Annotated in this window: 18 protein-coding genes; 10 read left to right on the forward strand and 8 right to left on the reverse strand. The window is 64.7% G+C overall.

Translation table 11 applies throughout. From position 1 onward, the window contains the following. Positions 1-21 precede the first annotated feature (21 nt). The 4 genes from G5S38_RS08140 (at position 22) to G5S38_RS08155 (ending at position 3,492) form a co-directional block, all read left to right on the forward strand. On the forward strand, positions 22-1,548 hold the full coding sequence (locus G5S38_RS08140) for a sensor histidine kinase (protein WP_165067068.1): 1,527 nt from the start codon (positions 22-24) through the stop codon (positions 1,546-1,548). 2 nt (positions 1,549-1,550) lie between these two features. Continuing rightward, the gene (locus tag G5S38_RS08145) at positions 1,551-1,994 is read left to right on the forward strand and encodes a response regulator (protein ID WP_165067071.1); all 444 of its coding nucleotides are present in this window, start codon (positions 1,551-1,553) and stop codon (positions 1,992-1,994) included. A gap of 32 nt (positions 1,995-2,026) precedes the next feature. Next, on the forward strand, positions 2,027-2,998 hold the full coding sequence (locus tag G5S38_RS08150; RefSeq protein ID WP_165067075.1) for an NAD-dependent epimerase/dehydratase family protein: 972 nt from the start codon (positions 2,027-2,029) through the stop codon (positions 2,996-2,998). A 164-nt stretch (positions 2,999-3,162) separates the two neighbouring features. Then, the gene (locus tag G5S38_RS08155) at positions 3,163-3,492 is read left to right on the forward strand and encodes a DUF3140 domain-containing protein (protein ID WP_165067078.1); all 330 of its coding nucleotides are present in this window, start codon (positions 3,163-3,165) and stop codon (positions 3,490-3,492) included. A 64-nt stretch (positions 3,493-3,556) separates the two neighbouring features. On the opposite strand, the gene G5S38_RS08160 is transcribed toward G5S38_RS08155, so the two are convergent. The 3 genes from G5S38_RS08160 to G5S38_RS08170 form a co-directional block, all read right to left on the reverse strand. Then, the gene (locus G5S38_RS08160) at positions 3,557-4,222 is read right to left on the reverse strand and encodes an SIMPL domain-containing protein (RefSeq protein WP_165067081.1); all 666 of its coding nucleotides are present in this window, start codon (positions 4,220-4,222) and stop codon (positions 3,557-3,559) included. A gap of 67 nt (positions 4,223-4,289) precedes the next feature. Then, positions 4,290-4,955: a GAP family protein gene (locus G5S38_RS08165; protein WP_165067085.1), complete on the reverse strand. Its 666-nt coding sequence runs from the start codon at positions 4,953-4,955 to the stop codon at positions 4,290-4,292. Then, a complete protein-coding gene (locus G5S38_RS08170) occupies positions 4,948-5,460 on the reverse strand; it encodes a TetR/AcrR family transcriptional regulator (RefSeq protein WP_165067088.1) in 513 nt (170 codons plus the stop codon). Before G5S38_RS08170 ends, G5S38_RS08165 begins: the two co-directional genes overlap by 8 nt. A 138-nt stretch (positions 5,461-5,598) precedes the next feature. Here G5S38_RS08170 and G5S38_RS08175 point away from each other — a divergent pair, with 138 nt between their 5' ends. Next, a complete protein-coding gene (locus G5S38_RS08175) occupies positions 5,599-5,877 on the forward strand; it encodes a hypothetical protein (RefSeq protein WP_165067091.1) in 279 nt (92 codons plus the stop codon). 140 nt (positions 5,878-6,017) lie between these two features. Continuing rightward, on the forward strand, positions 6,018-7,616 hold the full coding sequence (locus G5S38_RS08180; protein WP_165067094.1) for a DUF5597 domain-containing protein: 1,599 nt from the start codon (positions 6,018-6,020) through the stop codon (positions 7,614-7,616). A gap of 61 nt (positions 7,617-7,677) precedes the next feature. Here G5S38_RS08180 and G5S38_RS08185 read toward each other — a convergent pair whose 3' ends face one another. The 3 genes from G5S38_RS08185 to G5S38_RS08195 all read right to left on the reverse strand — a co-directional run bounded on the left by G5S38_RS08185 (position 7,678) and on the right by G5S38_RS08195 (position 9,795). Further along, the gene (locus G5S38_RS08185; protein WP_235928967.1) at positions 7,678-8,856 is read right to left on the reverse strand and encodes an RNA polymerase sigma factor; all 1,179 of its coding nucleotides are present in this window, start codon (positions 8,854-8,856) and stop codon (positions 7,678-7,680) included. 89 nt (positions 8,857-8,945) lie between these two features. Beyond that, entirely contained in the window at positions 8,946-9,296 is a 351-nt protein-coding gene (locus G5S38_RS08190; RefSeq protein WP_165067099.1) for a YciI family protein, read from the reverse strand. A gap of 145 nt (positions 9,297-9,441) precedes the next feature. After that, the gene (locus tag G5S38_RS08195) at positions 9,442-9,795 is read right to left on the reverse strand and encodes a YciI family protein (RefSeq protein WP_165067102.1); all 354 of its coding nucleotides are present in this window, start codon (positions 9,793-9,795) and stop codon (positions 9,442-9,444) included. A 618-nt stretch (positions 9,796-10,413) separates the two neighbouring features. Here G5S38_RS08195 and G5S38_RS08200 point away from each other — a divergent pair. Beyond that, the gene (locus tag G5S38_RS08200) at positions 10,414-11,445 is read left to right on the forward strand and encodes a LacI family DNA-binding transcriptional regulator (RefSeq protein WP_165067105.1); all 1,032 of its coding nucleotides are present in this window, start codon (positions 10,414-10,416) and stop codon (positions 11,443-11,445) included. Here the strand turns inward: G5S38_RS08200 and G5S38_RS08205 are convergent. Then, positions 11,431-12,648, reverse strand: a complete 1,218-nt coding sequence (locus G5S38_RS08205; protein ID WP_165067108.1) for a glycoside hydrolase family 32 protein — start codon at positions 12,646-12,648, stop codon at positions 11,431-11,433. The genes G5S38_RS08200 and G5S38_RS08205 overlap by 15 nt on opposite strands. Positions 12,649-12,818: 170 nt before the next feature. On the opposite strand from G5S38_RS08205, the gene G5S38_RS08210 reads away from it, so the two are divergent. The 3 genes from G5S38_RS08210 (at position 12,819) to G5S38_RS08220 (ending at position 16,102) form a co-directional block, all read left to right on the forward strand. Next, positions 12,819-14,102 carry an ABC transporter substrate-binding protein gene (locus G5S38_RS08210; RefSeq protein ID WP_165067111.1) on the forward strand — a complete coding sequence of 428 codons (1,284 nt, stop codon included), beginning with the start codon at positions 12,819-12,821 and terminating at the stop codon, positions 14,100-14,102. Between the two features lie 84 nt (positions 14,103-14,186). Continuing rightward, positions 14,187-15,182, forward strand: coding sequence for a carbohydrate ABC transporter permease (locus tag G5S38_RS08215; protein ID WP_165067114.1), 996 nt, complete (start codon positions 14,187-14,189; stop codon positions 15,180-15,182). Beyond that, positions 15,179-16,102: a carbohydrate ABC transporter permease gene (locus G5S38_RS08220; RefSeq protein WP_165067117.1), complete on the forward strand. Its 924-nt coding sequence runs from the start codon at positions 15,179-15,181 to the stop codon at positions 16,100-16,102. Before G5S38_RS08215 ends, G5S38_RS08220 begins: the two co-directional genes overlap by 4 nt. A 724-nt stretch (positions 16,103-16,826) precedes the next feature. Here the strand turns inward: G5S38_RS08220 and G5S38_RS15845 are convergent. Beyond that, entirely contained in the window at positions 16,827-17,843 is a 1,017-nt protein-coding gene (locus tag G5S38_RS15845; RefSeq protein WP_268921057.1) for a carbohydrate binding domain-containing protein, read from the reverse strand. Positions 17,844-17,972: the final 129 nt, after the last annotated feature.

Genomic DNA, 17,972 nt, shown 5'->3' on the forward strand with positions numbered 1-17,972 from the left:
AACGAACCGGAGAGTGCTCCGTTGGTTCACATCCTCATCGTCGACGACGACTCGAGCAAGCGGTTCGCCTTGAAGGCGGCGTTACAACCGCTCGGATACACCGTCGTGGAGGCCGACTCGGGATATGCCGCCCTGCGCTGCGCCATGACGCAGGATTTCGCGGTGATCCTGCTCGACGTGCGAATGCCGATCATGGACGGTTTCGAGACGGCCCAGTTGCTTCGGCAGCGCCGACAGTCGGAGCTCACGCCCGTCATCTTCATCACGGCCCACGACAGCGAGGCAATCGCCAATCTCACGGCCTACGACGCTGGCGCCGCCGACTTCATCTACAGTCCGGTGCCCCCGAGCCAGCTCCGGGCGAAAGTCCGGGTGTTCGCCAACCTCTACCTGCGCGCCGAAGCCCTGGCCCGACAGGCCAGGGAGATCAGGGAATCCGCCGACGAACTGACCCTGCTCACCGACTCCGCCCCCATCGGCATCTTTCGCACCGACCTCAACAATTGCTACACCTACGTGAACCCGCGGTGGACCGAGTTGACAGGAATTACCGCAGACCAGGCCGTCGGAAACCCGTGGGAGATCCTGCTCAGTCCGACCCAGGTCACCGCCCTCGTCGGCGCCAGGCCAGACGTCGGCCGGGTCGGCCCGCCGTTCTCGCACCGGTTCGAGATCACCCGCCACGAGACCATTCGCACCATGCTCCACGTCGCCAAGCCCGTCTTCGGCGGTGAAGGGACATCCTCCGGCTGGGTCGGAACACTGTCCGACGTCACCGACGAGATGCAGTGGCGGGCGGAGGCCACGGCCACTCGCGATGCCGCGGTGGCAGCGAACGAGATGCAGAGCAACTTCGCGGCATCCGCGTCACACGAACTGAGAACGCCCACGGCTTCGGTGCTCGGCTTCATCGAGGAGGTACTGGAGAACCCGGACCTCGCCGCCGAGGACCGGGAATACCTGAATATCGCCCACCGGAATGCGAAGCGGTTGAGCAAGCTCATCGACGACCTCCTCATCGTCGGCGAGGCAGACATCGGTGCCGCCATGATGCACACCGAATCCGTGCCCGTTCTCGCACTGGTCGAGTTCGTGGTGACGTCGTTCGCTGCAACGGCCCAGGCGACGCAGGTCGACATCGTCGTCGAAACGGATGCAGAAACGGATGCGCCAGCCGACACCCTCACCGTCGAAGCCGACCCGCTGCGCCTCGAACAGGCGCTCTCGAACCTCATCAGCAACGCGGTGAAGTTCAACAGGGACGGCGGGCAGGTGACGATCAGTATCGGCGGGTTCGGCGACACCGTGCGAATCGCAGTTCAGGACACCGGGATTGGCATCGAAGCGGCATCCATCGATCGCATCTTCGATCGCTTCTTTCGTACGGCTGGCGCCCTGAACGTCGGCGTCAAGGGCTCCGGTCTCGGCCTGGCCATAGCGCAGCGAATGGTGGAGGCGCAGAACGGAACGATGTCGGCGACCAGCGTGCTCGGCGAGGGTTCCACGTTCACGATCACCCTTCCGGCTATCCACCCGCGCGGCGACTGACCGTGGTCGGTGCCGCACACCCGCGCACCGTGCTCGTCGCAGACGACACGGCCGACCTGCTGACCCTGGTGACCCGGTGGTTGGTGAAGGCCGGCTATGACGTCATTGCGGCGTCCGATGGGCGGATGGCGCTCGACCTGATCCGGGAGCGTTCGCCCCAGGTCGTGGTCCTCGACATCGTCATGCCGAAGCTGAGTGGAGTCGACGTGCTCCACGAATTACGAGCCGATCCGAACTTGGCCGCGATTCCCGTGATCCTCATGAGCGCGGGTTTTCAGGGGGAGGTCGACGCAGCGGGCGTTCCCATCGGGGCAGACAGCTTCGTCGCCAAGCCCTTCGCAGCCGTAGAGCTGCGGGAGCGTCTCGAGCAGCAGTTCGCCAGAATCGAATCGCGTGCCCAGCCAGACCGCCGTGCCGAAGACGCCATCGAACAGCGAGAGGGCTAGCGTCGACGTACACCCTCGCCATTGGAGTTTCCATGCACATCGTCGTCACCGGGGGAAGCGGCCACATCGGCTCCTTCCTCATCCCGCGCCTCGTACGCGCCGGACACGAGGTCACCAACATCACCCGCGGCACCAGTACCGCCTACACGAGCGGCCCCGAATGGGAGCAGGTGCGGCAGGTCACCGCCGATCGGGAGCAAGAAGACACCGACGGCGTCTTCGGTGCGCGCGTTCGCGACCTAGCGCCCGACGCGGTGATCGACCTGGTGTGCTTCACCGTCGAGTCGGCCGCGGCGCTCGTTGAGAGCATCCGCGGTCACGTCGGGCACCTCGTCCACTGCGGTTCCGTCTGGCGCTACGGACCCACGCTCAAACTCCCGATCCGGGAGGGTGAGGGCACCCCGGCCATCGACGAGTACGGCACCCAGAAAGAAGCCATCGCCCAATACCTGAAGGCAGAGACAGCGCGGGGCGGCCTCGTTACGACGTCCCTGCATCCCGGCCACATCTCGGGCCCCGGCTGGCACCCCATCGGGCCGCTGGGCAACCTCGACCCCGCCGTGTGGCGCACCCTTTCCGAGGGTGGGGAGCTGCGCATGCCCGGCTCGGGCGCGGAGTCGATGCACCACGTCCACGCCGACGATGTCGCCCAGGCATTCGAACTCGCGACCCGGAATGTGGATGCCGCGGCGGGCGAGGACTTTCACATCGTCGCCCCCTCTGCGCTCACGGTTCGCGGCTACGCGCAGATCGCGTCGGGCTGGTTCGGCCAGGAGGCGACCCTGCAGAGTGTCGGCTGGGAGGAATTCCGACGGTCGACACCCACCGAGTTCGCGGACGCCAGTTGGGGGCACCTTCACCGGAGCCAATACTTCTCCATCGATAAGGCGCGCACGCTTCTGGGGTACGCGCCCCACTATGAACCGGAGGCCGTCATTCTCGAGTCCATTCGACACTTGATCGAGCGGGGAGAGCTCGGCGTGTCAGTACCACTCGCGGTCTAACGCAGGGGACCCGTTGCGGGGTCTGGTTGGCGAGTGACCCTCGACTCATCGTGGGAGCATGTTCGGGCACGGCGTTGCGCCAACGCCCCCCCCGGCGCAGAGGGGCGCGCCTGCTCGATGCGCAACGGGTTCATTACCCAGCACCGTGACCGCACAATGGGCACATGAGCGACGACGACGCAAAGACCCGAGAAGACTTCCGCGATGCGGTGAACATGACGCCCGCCGAGTTAAAGACGTGGCTCGAGACGGACGATTCGAGAGCGGTCGGGCAGAAGGACGGCGGGAGCGAGTCGGTCGGACACGAAAGCGGACGACACATCATCCGAATCCTCGAGAAGAACAAATCGAACCTCACGTCTGACGACTACGCGCACATGCGCAAGGTGGTCGGATATGTGCACCGACACCGGGCCCAGCGACCGGAGCACGACGTCGAGCACTCACGGTGGCGGTACTCCCTGATGAACTGGGGCCACGACCCGCAGAAATAGACGGCGTGGTGGTTCGGGCGAGCTAGCAGACGGAGCCGATGTGGCCCCTTTCCCCGTGGTCAGGTCAGGGTGCGGTGAATCGGGCGTCGACCGCCGCGGAGACCTCGATCTCCTCGGGGTGGAGGGAGATACCGGGGGCCGCTGCGGGTGCTGAGCGGAGCATCATCGACTGCTCGAAACCCGTCGCAGGTCGACCGGCATCCGTGAGCATCCCGGCGTCTGCCAGCGCTGTCACCCGCACGGCATCGATCCCGATGGTTCGGGCATACACGGTCGCCTTCGCCACGGCATCCTGCACGGCCCGCTGGCGCACATCGTCGAGGGTGGCCAGCCGGGTCGGCTCGGTGAGGGACCACGACACCCCCTCCACGGCGATACCCGGCATCGCCGCGACATCGTCGACGAAGCCATCGAGGAACACGAAGTCATCGATGACGACGGAGAACCGCATCGTGGCGTGGTGCACATGGTCCTGCTGCACTCCGTCTGGTGTCCACGGTCGCTCAGCCCAGACGCGCACCGATTCGTTGGCGGAGGAGACCAGCGGGCTGGGGTGGCGGTCGGTTGCCCTGACGATGGCCTGGATGAGCCGGTCAGCAGTGCTGGTCAACGCCGCGACCACGGCGTCCCGCACGGGCCCGTCGTGCTGGATCGTGAGGTCGACAGTCGCCAGTTCGGGTGCGAGCAACGCCATGTGCTCGCCTCGGACCGTGATCGTCGTGTGCGTCATGTCACTCCCGTCCTGGGTCAGCGCCGCCCGTGCCGATGTTTGCTCCCCGGATTCTGTCATGCGGTCGTCAGGGCCAGAAGGCAATGGTCAGCACCGCGATGGCCAGGGCGATGAGACCGACCGCTGCCGGCACGGATCGCCGGACGGTTCCGGTTGAGAATCGCGTCAATACCTTTCCCAGGCGCGCCCTGACTGTGTCGCCATGTGCCATCCCGAGGGCGAGAAGGACCAGGCACGGGATGCAGTACACGACGGCATACCCGGCGAGCACGAGCAAACCGACAGGCAGGTCCACGCTCGCGGCGATCATTCGTTCGATGGCGATGAAGTACGGAAATGCGTTCGGCAGGTCGGCCCCGGTGACCAGGATGCCGAGCGGGAACGCGGTCCACACCCCGAACCACGACGGCAGGTCGATGCCCTTCCGCTCGCGATCCTTCAGGCGGCGCACCCCGGCGACGGCCAGGGTGATCGCGGCGATCAGGAACACCGCGCGACGAAGCCAGACCAGCCCCTCGCCCACGGCGTTCGCGGCCGCGGAGGCGCCGACGAAGATGAGCAGCCCGAGCGCGAATACCGTGCTCATTGCGCCCAGCACGAACACCAGCGCCGATCCGACCGGCCTGTGCCGAACGGTGAGCAGGATCAGGGTGATGACGACAATGGTCGCCGGGTTGAGTGAATCCGCGAGCGCGAGACCCGCGATCACGGCGAGGAGGCCACCGTCAATCACGGGACGACCCGCGGTTCAGCCAGTGCACGACCGCGTCGATGTCGGGCGCGGGACTGTCGGCGGTGACGCCGTTCAGCAGCATCCCATCACCCACGAGGCGAACCACCGAGGCCGCCACCGGGTCCCCGGTTTCGCCAGCGAACAGGCGCTCCCATCGCCGGGTCGCGTCGACTGTCTGCTGCAGGAGCGTGTCGGTCAGCGTGGCGTGATCGGTGAGCAGGATCAGCATGGCCCGATACAGGGCAGCCTCGTCGGGGGATGACGACAGGCGCAGCCAGGTCTCGACGACGTCGCCGCGCCCGGCGGCAGCGGTCAGTGCCGCATCCATGTCGTCTATTGCCTGCACGGCGATGCCCTCCACCAGGGCGGCGCGCGACGTGAAGTGGTGCATGAGCCCACCCTTCGACACCTCCGCCTGCCGTGCGATGACGTCCATCGACGGCACCGACCCCGTCTGGATCGCGAGTCGCCGAACGGTCTGCAGGATGTGTTGCCTTGTTCCCATCACACGACGATAGCACGAGAACCGACCGACTGGTCGGTTTGTGGCGGCCTGCTCTAATGGTGGTAGCACTGGTTATGCTCGCAACCGCGACACGTCGACGAGCGCCGCGCCGGACCATGGATCCGACAGGATGAGGGAATGGATTTCGCCTCGCATCACCTGACCGCAGAGCTCGAGGAGCCGGCCGGTACGCGCACTCGGCGCCTGCTCCGTCGGGCATCGGCCATAGTTCGCGCCGCCTGGGGCGACGTCGATGTCGACGCCGACCTCGTCGTGCGCCGGCGCGAGAGCGGAGCCGAGGTCCTGCGCACCGCCGCCGACGTCGGCGACCCGCACATTCTTCTCCAGACGGTTCGTCGCGACCTCGAGACCAAGACCGTCGAGGAGTTCGTGCGCGAGTGGCGCATTCTCGACTGACCATGTGGGGCCCGCCCCGCGTATTACGCTGAGTTCGATTCACCACAGTCGGCACCTGTCGGGTCACGCTGCCTGCGCCGGCACACTCGTCATGCCTCGTGCGACGCGCCTGGTCTCGCTGCAACGAACGGAATGACCCTGTGAACGGAACGTCGAACCAGTGGACTGGACCGTACCTCACGGTGGATGGCCGCGCGTTTCTGGTCGTCGGGGCCGAGGTCCACAACTCGAGTTCGAGCACGACACGAGCGATCGCCGCCTCCTTCGACGCCGTGCAGCGGCTGGGAGCCAACACCGTGCTCGCGCCCGTCGCGTGGGACCTGTTCGAACCCACCGAGGGGGTCTTCGACACCCACCTGCTCGATGCGATGATCGAGGGCGCGCGCTCGCGCGGCCTCAAACTGATTCCCCTGTGGTTCGGTTCATACAAGAACGCCTCGTCGTCGTACGTACCGGCGTGGGTCAAGCGCGACGCAGGGCGGTTCCCTCGCGCCGTTCTCGCCGACGGCCGGCACATCGAGCACCTCACCCCCTTCGCCGCGCAGTCCCGCGACGCCGACGCGCGCGCCTTCGCCACGATGATGCGCTGCATCGCCGAAGTCGACGCCGCGGGCAGCGTCATCGCGGTCCAGGTGGAGAACGAGATCGGCCTGCTCAGTGACTCTCGCGATCGAGGGCCACTCGCCGAGAAGCGGTACGGCGAACCAGTACCGGCATCGGTGATCGATGCCGTCGCAGGCGACAGACACGCGCCGCTGCACGCCGGGTGGGTGGAGTGCGGAAGTCTCACCACGGGCACCTGGCAGGAGGTGTTTCCGGCGGGAGACCGGCTCGACGAGGCATTCATGGCAGCGGGCTTCGCGGCATACACGCAGGTCGTGGCTGCCGCCGGGCGGGCCGAACTCGACGTGCCCCTGTTCGTCAACGCCTGGCTCGATCGTGACAGCGTGCTCGATGGCCCCGTCGCCCTGGCTGGCGGCAAGCGACCGGGGCAGTACCCCAGCGGCGGCCCGGTGATGCCTGTTGCCGCCATCTGGGAGGCCCTCGCCCCCGACATCGATTTCATCGCTGCCGATGTCTACGTCGACGACGCCGAGCCCGTGTTTGCCGGGTACAAGGCGCGCCGTGGGCGGCTCTTCGTGCCCGAGCTCCGTGCGGATGCACCGGGCCTGCTGCAGATGTTCTCGGCAGTCGGGTCTCACGCTGCACTCGGCGTCTCGCCGTTCGGGGTCGACCACTATTGGCCGGAAGACCCCGAGGGCGGGTTGCTGTCCGACGCATTCCGGCTGCTTCGCGGCGCAGGTGCCGTGATCGCAAAACACCCCGACGCGCGCATTCGCGGCCTGCTTCTCGATGATGTGACGCCGTCTGCGCAGCTGCCGATCGGCGACATCAGGATGACCGTGCACAGCGCAGCTGAATCGGATCCCGCCTCCCCGACCCGCCCCGCGTACGGCCTGGTCATCGACGACGGTGACAACGCGGCCTGGGTCATCGGGCGCGGGTTCTGGATCACCCTCACGAGCGCAGACGGCCAGGCCGCGTCGCTGCTGTCTGCGACGGCCCTCGACCTCGAGGGGGATGACCTGGTGCCGGTCCTCCAACTCAACGGCGACGAGACGGCGTCGGGCACGCGCATCCCGTTCCCCTTCGCCGGGATCGGTCTCGTACCGGGCCGCCCGATCCCGACCCGCATCCCCGACACCGGCATCGTGCACATCGCCGCGTACGTCGTGTGAGCCCGTGAACTGATCGTCTCACGCCCGTAACTCCGCGGTGACGGTGAAATTTCGGCCCGCCTCAGCGAGCGACCCGCGCCTCCAGCAGGCGCCGCTCGGCGTCGTTCGCCGTGAGTTCCAGGGCGCGCAGGTCTTCGGCCATTGCCTCGTCCCGACGGCCGAGGTGTCGGAGCATCCGCGCGCGAACGGCGTGCCAGAGGTGGTATCCCGTGAGGGCTTGTCGGAGCGCATCCACCTCCTCCAGCGCCGCCTGCGGTCCGTCGACCTCAGCGAGCGCCACCGTGCGGTTCAGCCGTACGATCGGCGAGCGGTCGTACGCCAGCAGCATGTCGTAGAGCGTGAGCACCTGGAGCCAGTCGGTGTCGCCGCCGTCGCGCGTGTCGGAGTGGCATGCGGCGATCGCCGCGTGCAGCTGCCAGCGCCCCGGGCGTCGTAGCATCGCCGCCTTCCCGAGTACGGCCTGTCCCTCGGCGATCAGTCGGCCGTCCCATCGCGTCCGGTCCTGGTCGGCAAGCAGGATGAGCTCTCCGTCGACGGCGCGCGCCCCTTCGCGTGCCCGGTGGAACAGCAGCAGTGAGAGCAGTCCCTGCGCCTCTGCCTCGCGCGGCAGTTGGTGTGCGACCACGCGCGCGAGCCATAGGGCGTCATCGGCGAGGTCGCGGTCCGCAGCCGCATCTCCGCCTGCGATCAGGTGGGCCTCGCTGTACATCACGGAGACGACGGTCAAAACGATGTCCAGGCGCGCAGCCCGCTCGGGTCCCTCGGGGATTCGCAGGGGGATGCCGGCGGCGCCGATCTTTCGCTTGGCCCGCACGATCCGCTGCGCGACCGTCGATTCCGGAGCCAGGGTGGCGCGCGCGATTTGCGCGGTCGTGAGACCGCAGATCGCACGGAGCGTCAGAGCGAGTTGCGCGTCCGGGGAGATAGCGGGGTGACAGCAGCCGAACAGGAGCGGCAGTCGCTCGTCGAGCTCGCGGGTGCCAATGAATGTTGCGGCCTCCGTCGGATCGGCGAGCAGGGCCAGCTTCTCGCGGTACCGTTTCTCGCGCCGAAGGCGGTCGAGGGCGTTGTTGCGGGCCGCCTGCGTCAGCCATCCCCCGGGATTGGGGGGCACCCCGCTCCTGCGCCACTGGCGCACGGCCTCCTCGATCGCGTCGGCGACCGACTCCTCTGCGAGGTCGAGGCTTCCGAGCCAACCCGTCAGCGCCGCAACGATCCGCCCGGACTCCTCGCGGATCACCCTCGCGAGAAGTCGATCGGATGCCGCGGCGCGGGTCCGCCCCGACTCCGCTGCCGCAGCATCCGTCTCGTTCACAGCTCGATGTATCGCTAGTAGACGATGATCGGGCGGATCTCGACCGAAACGCCGGGCAGCTCGAGCAGCGGCCACGTCTTCACGATGGCTATCGCCGCGTCGAGGTCGGGCACGTCGATCACCTGAAATCCGCCGATGGCCTCCTTCGCCTCCGAGAACGGCCCGTCGACCACGACCGGCGCGTCGCCGCCGTGGGTGACCGTGGTGGCGGTGGTGACCGGCTGCAGCTGCGCGCCGGACTCGGTCATCACCTCACGGTTCGTGCCGAACCAATCGTAGGTGCGGCGATAGACCTGCTCTAAGCGCTCAGGCGACACCGCTGCGTCGAGTTCGGGCGTGGTGGTGAACATGATGACGTACTTCACGGTCGTGTCCTTTCGTCGTGGAAACCGTTGCATCCCTACAGCGAACGGGCAACCCCGGATTCGACACGAACCGCGGAATCCGCGTCGTAAGAGCAGGACACCCACCCGTAAGGCGGACGCGGTCGGCTCCTTTTGCGGAAAGCGATCAGAGCTGGCCCGCTGACGGGTCGTGGAGCGGGCGAAGCTCGACGCCGCCGCCGGTGGCCGGGGCCAGCTTGGCGAGCTCGATTGCGTGGTCGAGGTCACGCGCCTCGACGGTGTAGTAGCCGAGGAAGGACTCCGTGGATTCGACGAACGGGCCATCCGTGACCGTGCCACCCCTGATGGTGAGGGCCATCGTCACCGGCTTGAGGGCCCCGCCGCCCGTGATGGACCCACCGTGCTCGACGACCCCCTTGGTGAACTCATTGTGCGCCTCGACTACCGCGCCCCACCCCTCGGGCGGCATGGTCTCGTAGAAGGCCGGGTCTTCGTAGATGAGGATCGCGTATTCGGACATGGAACTACCTCCTGGATTCGCGGGCCGGCCAGTCCGGCGCCGTCACAACTACAACGAACGGCCCGGCGCCAGATCGACAAGCGACCCGGATTTCGTCGCGGCTATTTCGCCGCGGTCGCACCTGACGCCCCGTCTCGCGGCAGGGATGGGGCCCACGGAGGGGGTTCGCGTCCACCCAGCCGTACAAACGAAAAAGACCCCACGATGAAACTGTGGGGTCTTTTTCTTTGGTGCGCCCGGAGGGATTTGAACCTTAAATCGCGGTCAAGAACTGCAAGCGAGTGACGATGAAGGCCCCATTTTTCGGCAATCTAGGGTCACAAGCGCGTGTTTTGCCCAGCCCAGATCTCCGCCACGTGTGGGGTTTTTGTGGGGCTTGGGCAGCGAACGGTCAGTCGATGAGCGTGTAGTCGGTGCCGCTGATGGTTACGATTTCGCGGCCGTCAAGTTGGACAGATTAGCTTCCGGCAGGTCACGCTATGGCTCGGTCGTCCTCTGCACATGCCAATTTCCGTTCCTTGCCGCACCTCGTCCTAGCCAGTAGTACTTCGGCTACGATCGGCCTTGTCCGTCGGAGCCCGGGAAACTATGTCAGGAAGATCGATGGTAGCTAAACCCGTGGGCATAGAAGACGTTGCGCGGGCGGCATCCGTTTCCATAACGACGGTGTCGCATGCTCTCAATGGACGCGGCCAGGTGGCACCCTCGACTCGGGAGCGTGTTCAGCGTATCGCTGTCGAAATGGGTTACGTTCCGAACCGCTTTGCTAGTGCCCTGCGCGGTCATCGGTCGAACATCCTCGGGTTCGTCTCAGACGACATCGCGACGACACCGTTCGCGACGCGGGTGGTGTTGGGTGCGCAAGACGCTGCGTCCGAGCGTGGGCAGCTGCTGGTTGTTGTCAACAGTAATAGTGACAGCGCGATCGAGTCCCGGCAGATCTCGGGACTGCTCACGGCGCAGGTCGATGCCGTCGTGTACGCGCGGATGTTCCACCAAGGCGCAACAGTGCTCCCTCGCGAGCTAATGAACATTCCGACCTCGCTGGTAGACACTTCCGACGACCGCGGCGTAATCCCATCCGTCACCCCTGATGAGAAACAGATCGGTCGGTTGGCGACCGAGACCCTGCTTGCAGCAGGCCACACGCGCATTGCCCACCTCACGGTATCGGCGACTGGCCGCGGTAGCGTCGGACGGATGGAGGGGTACACAAACGCCATGAAAGCGGCGGGTCTCGAACCACAGGTATTCACGGGAGGAGATCCGGGAACATCCGCCGCAGGGCGAATCGCTTTCGCGGCGATGCTCGAAGCCGGAGCACACGACGTCACGGCCGTCTTCAGCTTCAATGACCCGATGGCGATGGGGATCTATCAGGGTGCCGGTCTTGCCGGGATCGAGATTCCTGGTGACCTTTCCGTCATCAGTGTCGATGATTTCGAACCCGTCGCTGCGGCTTTGCTTCCCGGGCTGACGACGGTATCGCTCCCGCACTACGCCATGGGGTACTGGGGAGTCGAATCGGCACTGGCACTGCTCGAATCGCCCAGCACGGCTGACCTCCCCCTGCAAACGCGTCTCGAGGGCACGCTGGTCACCCGCGGTTCGGTGACGACACCGCGCCGACGGTCATCATTGCTTCCGTAACCCGCGAACCTTGATATCTGCCCCTTCCAGATGCCAGTCACCCTGGAGAGGGTCGATGGGGCAGGCGAAGACGCCTGCCCGTGACGACACCTCCAGGATGGGTCCGTCAAGGATTATGCGAATGTCCCCCTCCCACGGAAGCGTGTACTCGGCCCCGTCTACTCGGATGTGGAGGTCCGTGCCAATCTTGTCCAGAACGAGAATCTCGGTGTCGCGGCCCAGGATTCTCATAGTCGTGCGGGCATGGTCAGACCAGGACATGTCTGCCGCGGTTCCGGTTACTGCGGTTTCGTCGTGGTACCGATCGAGGTCGGGGTGCGGGCTCAGAGACAGCTGATCCCCGTCGATGGCGACGACGTAAGGAACGGAATGCGCGCCCGTCCAACCGTCGCCGGATATTCCGCGAAGCCAGAACATGACGCAACTCCTGTCCTGTTGGTCGCGAAAAGCAGTGGCCGCGTAGGGTGATGGCCCGAAGCTCAGGCGCCCCCAGGTGCGAGGCGAGAAGACGCCCTCTTCGTAGCTGCCGAGTGCATACAGCACGTCGTGCAGCACGTCTTCGTTCCACACGGAGAGCAATAGGGCGTGTTGACCATCGACCTCGATGATCTGTGGGCACTCCCATATGGACCCGCTCCACACCGGATCCACCTCATCACCAAGACGAGCAATGACCGTGCTGCCTTCGCTCCAGGTCTCCCCGTCCCCGGATGAGTACCCCACCGCTCCGGCGGCCCCGTTCGCAAACCCGGCACCCACGAGCATGCGCCATCCTGAGCCGTCCGCAGTCACGACCGGGTCTCGAAAAGCCGTGACGCCGGTTCCCGTGGGTGCCGTCGCTACGACCGGCCCTTTCTTCCAGTGCAGCCAGTCCGGGTCTTCCGCGTAGGCGATGCGAATGCGCCCGATCGCTGGCTCACCCGCAGAGATGGAGGTGTAGAAGATGCGCGGCAGCCCGTCGTCCGCCACCATGACGGCCCCCGACCAGATGCCGTCATCGCCATCGCCCGGCGCCAGCGCTGGCGCCAATTCATGGAGCGAAAACAGGTCGTGCCCGCTCGCGTGGCCCCAATAACAGCCAAGATCCCAACTGGTCGATCCCGGAACGTACTGGAAGAACAGGTGATATCTGCCATCGGCATAGGTAACGCCATGCGGATCGTTGATCCAACCGGAGGCGGTGAAGTGGAACTCGGGTCTCATGGGCTTCCTCGAGGCGGAGTGTTGAACTGGCCGATCGTTACCTCGTCGTGACACAAATCGTTTTGTGTCGCGGCTACGTGTCACTACAGTCACTCTAACAAAACGTTTTGGGCGCTGGTGCCCACCGACGAGAGGATGGAGTAAAGATGCTCCGACACCAAAAGGTTCGCGTGGCCATTGCAAGCGCAGCCGTGCTGACGCTGGCCGGATGCACGGGTGCGAATGACGGCGCCAACGGCGGGGACGACGAGGTCACCATCATGGGTGCATTCACTGACGCCCAGGCCGAGGCCTTCCAGGCCGATCTGGACAAGTGGTCCGAAACTTCGGGAGTTACCGTGACCTATGACGGGAATACCGACTTTCAGACAGCGGTGGTTGCACGAGCGACGGCGGGTAATCCGCCCGATATCGCCATCTACCCGCAACCGGGCGTCCTGAAGAGCCAGACGCAGTCGTTGTATCCACTGGAAGACTTGGGAATTGACGTCGACGCGATCACCGCGGATGAGGCAAACGGGCTTGGCACAATCGCTGAGGTAGACGGCAAGACCTATGGGCTCCCGTATTCCATCAACGTGAAGTCCCTGGTTTGGTACAACCCGGCCGCTTTTGAGACCGCCGGTCTATCGGTGCCAACGACGGACGCTGAACTAACCGCGCTGCAACAGCAGATAATCGACGGCGATCTCGGCTACCCCTGGTGCGTGGGGTTGGAATCGGGTGCTGGCACGGGATGGCCGGCAACAGACTGGTTGGAAGAGTACGTTCTGCGCTTTGGCGGTCTCGATGAGTACAACGCATGGATTGCTGGCGACCTGCTCTTCGACAGCCCGACCGTTACGCAAGCCGGCGACAAGGTTGCCGATGAACTGCTCGCGCCAGACAAGGTGAACGGAGGCGGTCCCGGTGCTGCCACCACGTCGTTCCAGTCAGCGGGCAACCAACTGTTTGCTTCGGGCAAGGACAGCGGACAGTGCTTCATGATGCGACAAGGCTCGTTCATCGCCGACTTCTTCCCCGACGACGTCAAGGCGCAGATCGCAGAGAACGACCTGACGAACGTCAACTTTTTTCAGCTGCCTTCCCCGGAAGGCACCGACGTGGCCATGCTCGGCGGCGGTGATTTGGTCGGGGCCTTCACGGACTCGGACGCCACCACGCAGGTCGTGGAATACATCACCGGAAAGGACTTCGGCACCAACGGTTACGCGAGCCAAGCCATTTTCCTCTCGCCGCACAACGACTTCGACACCTCGAATTACACGACCGAGTTCCAAAAGAACGCGCAGGAGCTGCTGAAGAATTCCACGGTGTTCGGATTCGACGCGTCAGACCAGATGCCGGGTGAAGTGGGAACCGGTACCGAATGGACCGAACTCACCAGCTGGTTCACCGGTCAAAAGTCCATGGAACAGGCATTCCAAGACATCGACGCCTCCTGGCCCCGGTAGCCACACCCTCAGTGCCTGTCGGGCAGGAGACATCTCCGCCCGACAGGCAGTTTCCCCTCCCCACAACGACGTCAGGCGGTTTCGATGGCTATCCTCAGCGCGCTCATATCCGTGGCCCTGGGCCTCGGCATCTCATTCCTGATCTTCTGGCTCCTCAACTGGGTGGTCGAGAAAACCCACGACAGAACAAAGGCGCGGCTCCTCCCGTACGTGTTCCTGCTACCCGTTATCGTCCTCGTCTCGGTATTCCTGCTCTATCCGGCGCTGCGCACTTTTGTGGAGAGCTTCATGCGGCAGAGCCAACGGCGCGGTGAAGGCGCCACCTTTGTCGGCTTCGACAACTACACCTCCCTCTTCACCGATCCCAACTTCTTCGGCGTCCTCATCAACAACCTGCTCTGGGTTCTCGTCGTGCCGGCCGCGACCGTCCTCATCGGGCTTCTGGTCGCGATCTTGACCGATCGACTCGGCAAGCGTCGGGAACAGACTTTCAAGGCCATGATCTTCATCCCCATGGCCATCAGCGGCGTGGCAGCAGCGGTCACCTGGCGCTTCATCTACTTCTACGCCCCGCCCGGCAACCCCCCCATCTACCTGCTTAACGCACTGTGGACACGAATCACGGGCAATGACCCCGTGCCGTGGCTCACCATCGACGCTGCGCGCCTCAACAGCTTCCTGCTCATGCTCATCGTCATCTGGCTCCAGGTGGGCTTCGCAATGGTCCTGCTGTCGGCCGCAGTGAAGGGTGTCCCCGAGGAGACCATCGAAGCCGCCAGACTCGATGGCGCCAACGAGCGACGAACATTTCTTCTCGTGATAGTCCCCCAGATCCGGGGCACCGTGCTGGCCGTCTTTGTGACGATAACGATTTTCGTCATGAAGAGCTTCGACATCATTTACGCCATGACCGGCGGCCAGTACAACACGAGTGTGCTCGTCGTCGAGTTCTACTCGCAGCTATTCAGTTTCCAGAATCCCGGCAAGGCCGCGGCGGTCGTCATCGTGCTGATGATCGCCGTGGTGCCGCTCATCGTCTACCAAATCCGCAGCTACAAGTCGCAGGAAGAACTCCGATGACCACGACACCAACCGCCACCCCGCCCATCCCGACTAAGTCCAAGAAACGCAAACTCGATGGCACCGAACGGGAAAAGCCCCATATCCTGATCACCATCATCATGGGCGTCATCGCCGTAGCGTGGCTCTTCCCGTTATTGGGACTGCTGATCACGAGCTTCCGCAGCAAGACGGACGTCGACACGACGGGGTGGTGGAACGTCCTGCTCACCCCGTTCCAGCAGGCCTGGACACTTGGGGCTTTCAGCGACGCGTGGAGCGCCCTCGATGCCAGCACGACATTCTGGAACTCGGCCGCAGTGACGATCCCGGCCACGGTCCTCCCCGTGATGATCGCGGCCATGGCCGCCTACGCATTTACGTTCTTCCAATTTCGCGGTAAGGAGGCCTACTTCGCGATCATTCTCGGCCTCATGGTTGTTCCCATCCAGATCGCCGTCATTCCCATCCTTCAGCTGTTCGTATGGTTCGGAGACACCACGGGGATTCAAATCATCGGGCAGTACCCGGCGGCGTGGATCGTTCACGCCACCTTCGCGATGCCCTTGGCCATCTACATCCTCCGCAACTACATGCAGACACTGCCCAACTCACTCATCGAGGCCGCGCGCGTCGACGGCGCCAGCCATTTCCAGATCTTCTGGCGCCTCATCGTGCCCATGTCGGTACCCGCGCTGGCATCCTTTGCGATCTTTCAGTTCCTGTGGGTGTGGAACGACTTCTTCGTCGCCTACCTGTTCATTCAGAGTGGCCCCAACCAGGTACTCACCCAGGGCCTCTATACCCTCCTTGGCCAGTATGGGCAGGGATGGCAGAGAGTGGCCGCGGGATCCTTCATCACGCTCGTCGTGCCTCTCATCATCTTCTTCGCGCTGCAGCGGTTCTTCGTCCGCGGCCTCACCGCCGGCTCCGTCAAGTGAAAGCGAGGCGGGCGATGGCGGTTTATCCGATTTGAGTTACCACGCAACGATCTGAGCACACGTCAATCTCCTCAGACCAACAGTCGCACGGCGCGGGAGGACCATCCCGCAATTACTGGATGCAACCTGCTAGACCATCGTCATCGACTTGCTGGTCTGGTTTAGCTGCGGTTAGTCGAGCTGAGGAGTCAGTTGTGTGAAATTGGTTCTCTACCCAGGCGCTTCCCTCAAACTCTCATGACGCTCCCGGGCGTCAGCAGGGCATTCTCGACTGCGTCCGCGCACCGTGGCTGCAACGGCGCAACCGGTCAGTCGTTGTATTGGCAATCGTCTGCAATGTGATTGAAGCGGTCATCGCCATTGCTGCGGGCGCCGTCGCATCCTCCGCCGCCTGGTTGCATTGATTGTGCACCGAGGGGCTATTCGCCAGGTCGGACGACTCGAAAAATCCTGGCAAGCTGTCGCCGAACACGACACTGCCGGAAAGACTTTTTTGCGAGGTGCGGGCGATTGGTCAGTATGAGTAGGCGCCATACCACCATCTCCCCTCCAACATATGGCGAGGTGTTTGTGGGCTTAGTGACTCGGTACAGGGCGAACAGCTGACAGCCCATCGCTGTCAACACGCACCTCGTTCGGCAGTGAGGACAGGGCCTGAACGCATAAAGCGGGAGCGGATGCCCGGCTAATGCCGTGCGTCCGCTCCCGCATGAGCGTGCCCCCGTTACGAGAGCTTTGACCGCCGAGCGATGAGCGTCAATGCCGCGCCAAGCAGAAGTACGACCATGGCACCAAACCCGAGGGCGGTGACTAGGTTTCCATCGCCCCCCGTGAACGCGAGCTCACCGTCATTCGCTGCCGAAGCTCCTGACCCCGCCGATCCGCCGGTCGACCCTGGCGCACCCGCAGGAGCAGTGGGTCCAATGGGATTCGTCGGGACTGCAGGATCTGAGGGGCTGATCGGACCCGTGGGGCCAGACGGAACAGCCGGGTCGGTGGGGTCCAGGGGAACCGTCGGGTCTGAGGGATCGACAGGGTCCGTCGGATCGACCGGGTCGGTCGGATCCGTGGGGTCGACAGGGTCGGTCGGATCTGTTGGCGCCTCCTGGGTCGCCCTTGCGACAAGGTCATCGAAATACAGCACACCCGTGGCCGGAACAGCGGCAGCGGGCGAATCCTCGATGAACATTGCGAGGGACGTCGCGGTACGCAATTCGGTCGGGGTCAGTCGCAACGCGGTGTCACGACCCTGAAATTGCGACGGAACGAAGTCGCTGAACGGGATGGTCACATTGACCGGCTCGATTCCCGTCAATTGCACAGTCGCGTCGTAGAAGTTGCCTCCGGCCACGAGCTGCAGCGTGATGCGCTGGTCGTTCGCGTCGGGTGCCACCCACATGCTCAGTTCGTCCAACTGCGACCAGTCGGCGGCAATCGCGCGCTGGAACTCGTCGAATCCAGCCGTGTACGGGAAGGCCCCGCCGAAGTCACCGGTCGACTTGTTCTCGGCTGACAGGGAGATCGCGGTCGCGCCTGGTCGGGTCCACCCCGCACGCAGGGCGGCGTCGTCGGCATAGCCCTCGAAGTCTTCGATGATGCTCGGCTCCGCGTCGCCCGGCCCGCCGGGCGCACCCGGAAGGACCGGCTCGGCGTCGCCGGCGGCGGCCCGAATGTCATCGAGAACAATGCGACCTGACGACGCCTCGCCGACCTGGTTCATGTACACGTAGAACTGCGTCACTGGGTCAAGTCCCCGGTGGTGGTGTAGCGGTGTCCTTCGGTTTGGGGGTTAGGCGCTGAGTCCGAGGGCGGGTTCGGTGGTCACCTCGGTTCCGGTGTCGGGGACGAGGGTGAGGCGGGATCTGGCGAG

The sequence above is a fragment of the Marisediminicola senii genome, assembly GCF_011057645.1.
Lineage (GTDB): Bacteria > Actinomycetota > Actinomycetes > Actinomycetales > Microbacteriaceae > Marisediminicola > Marisediminicola senii.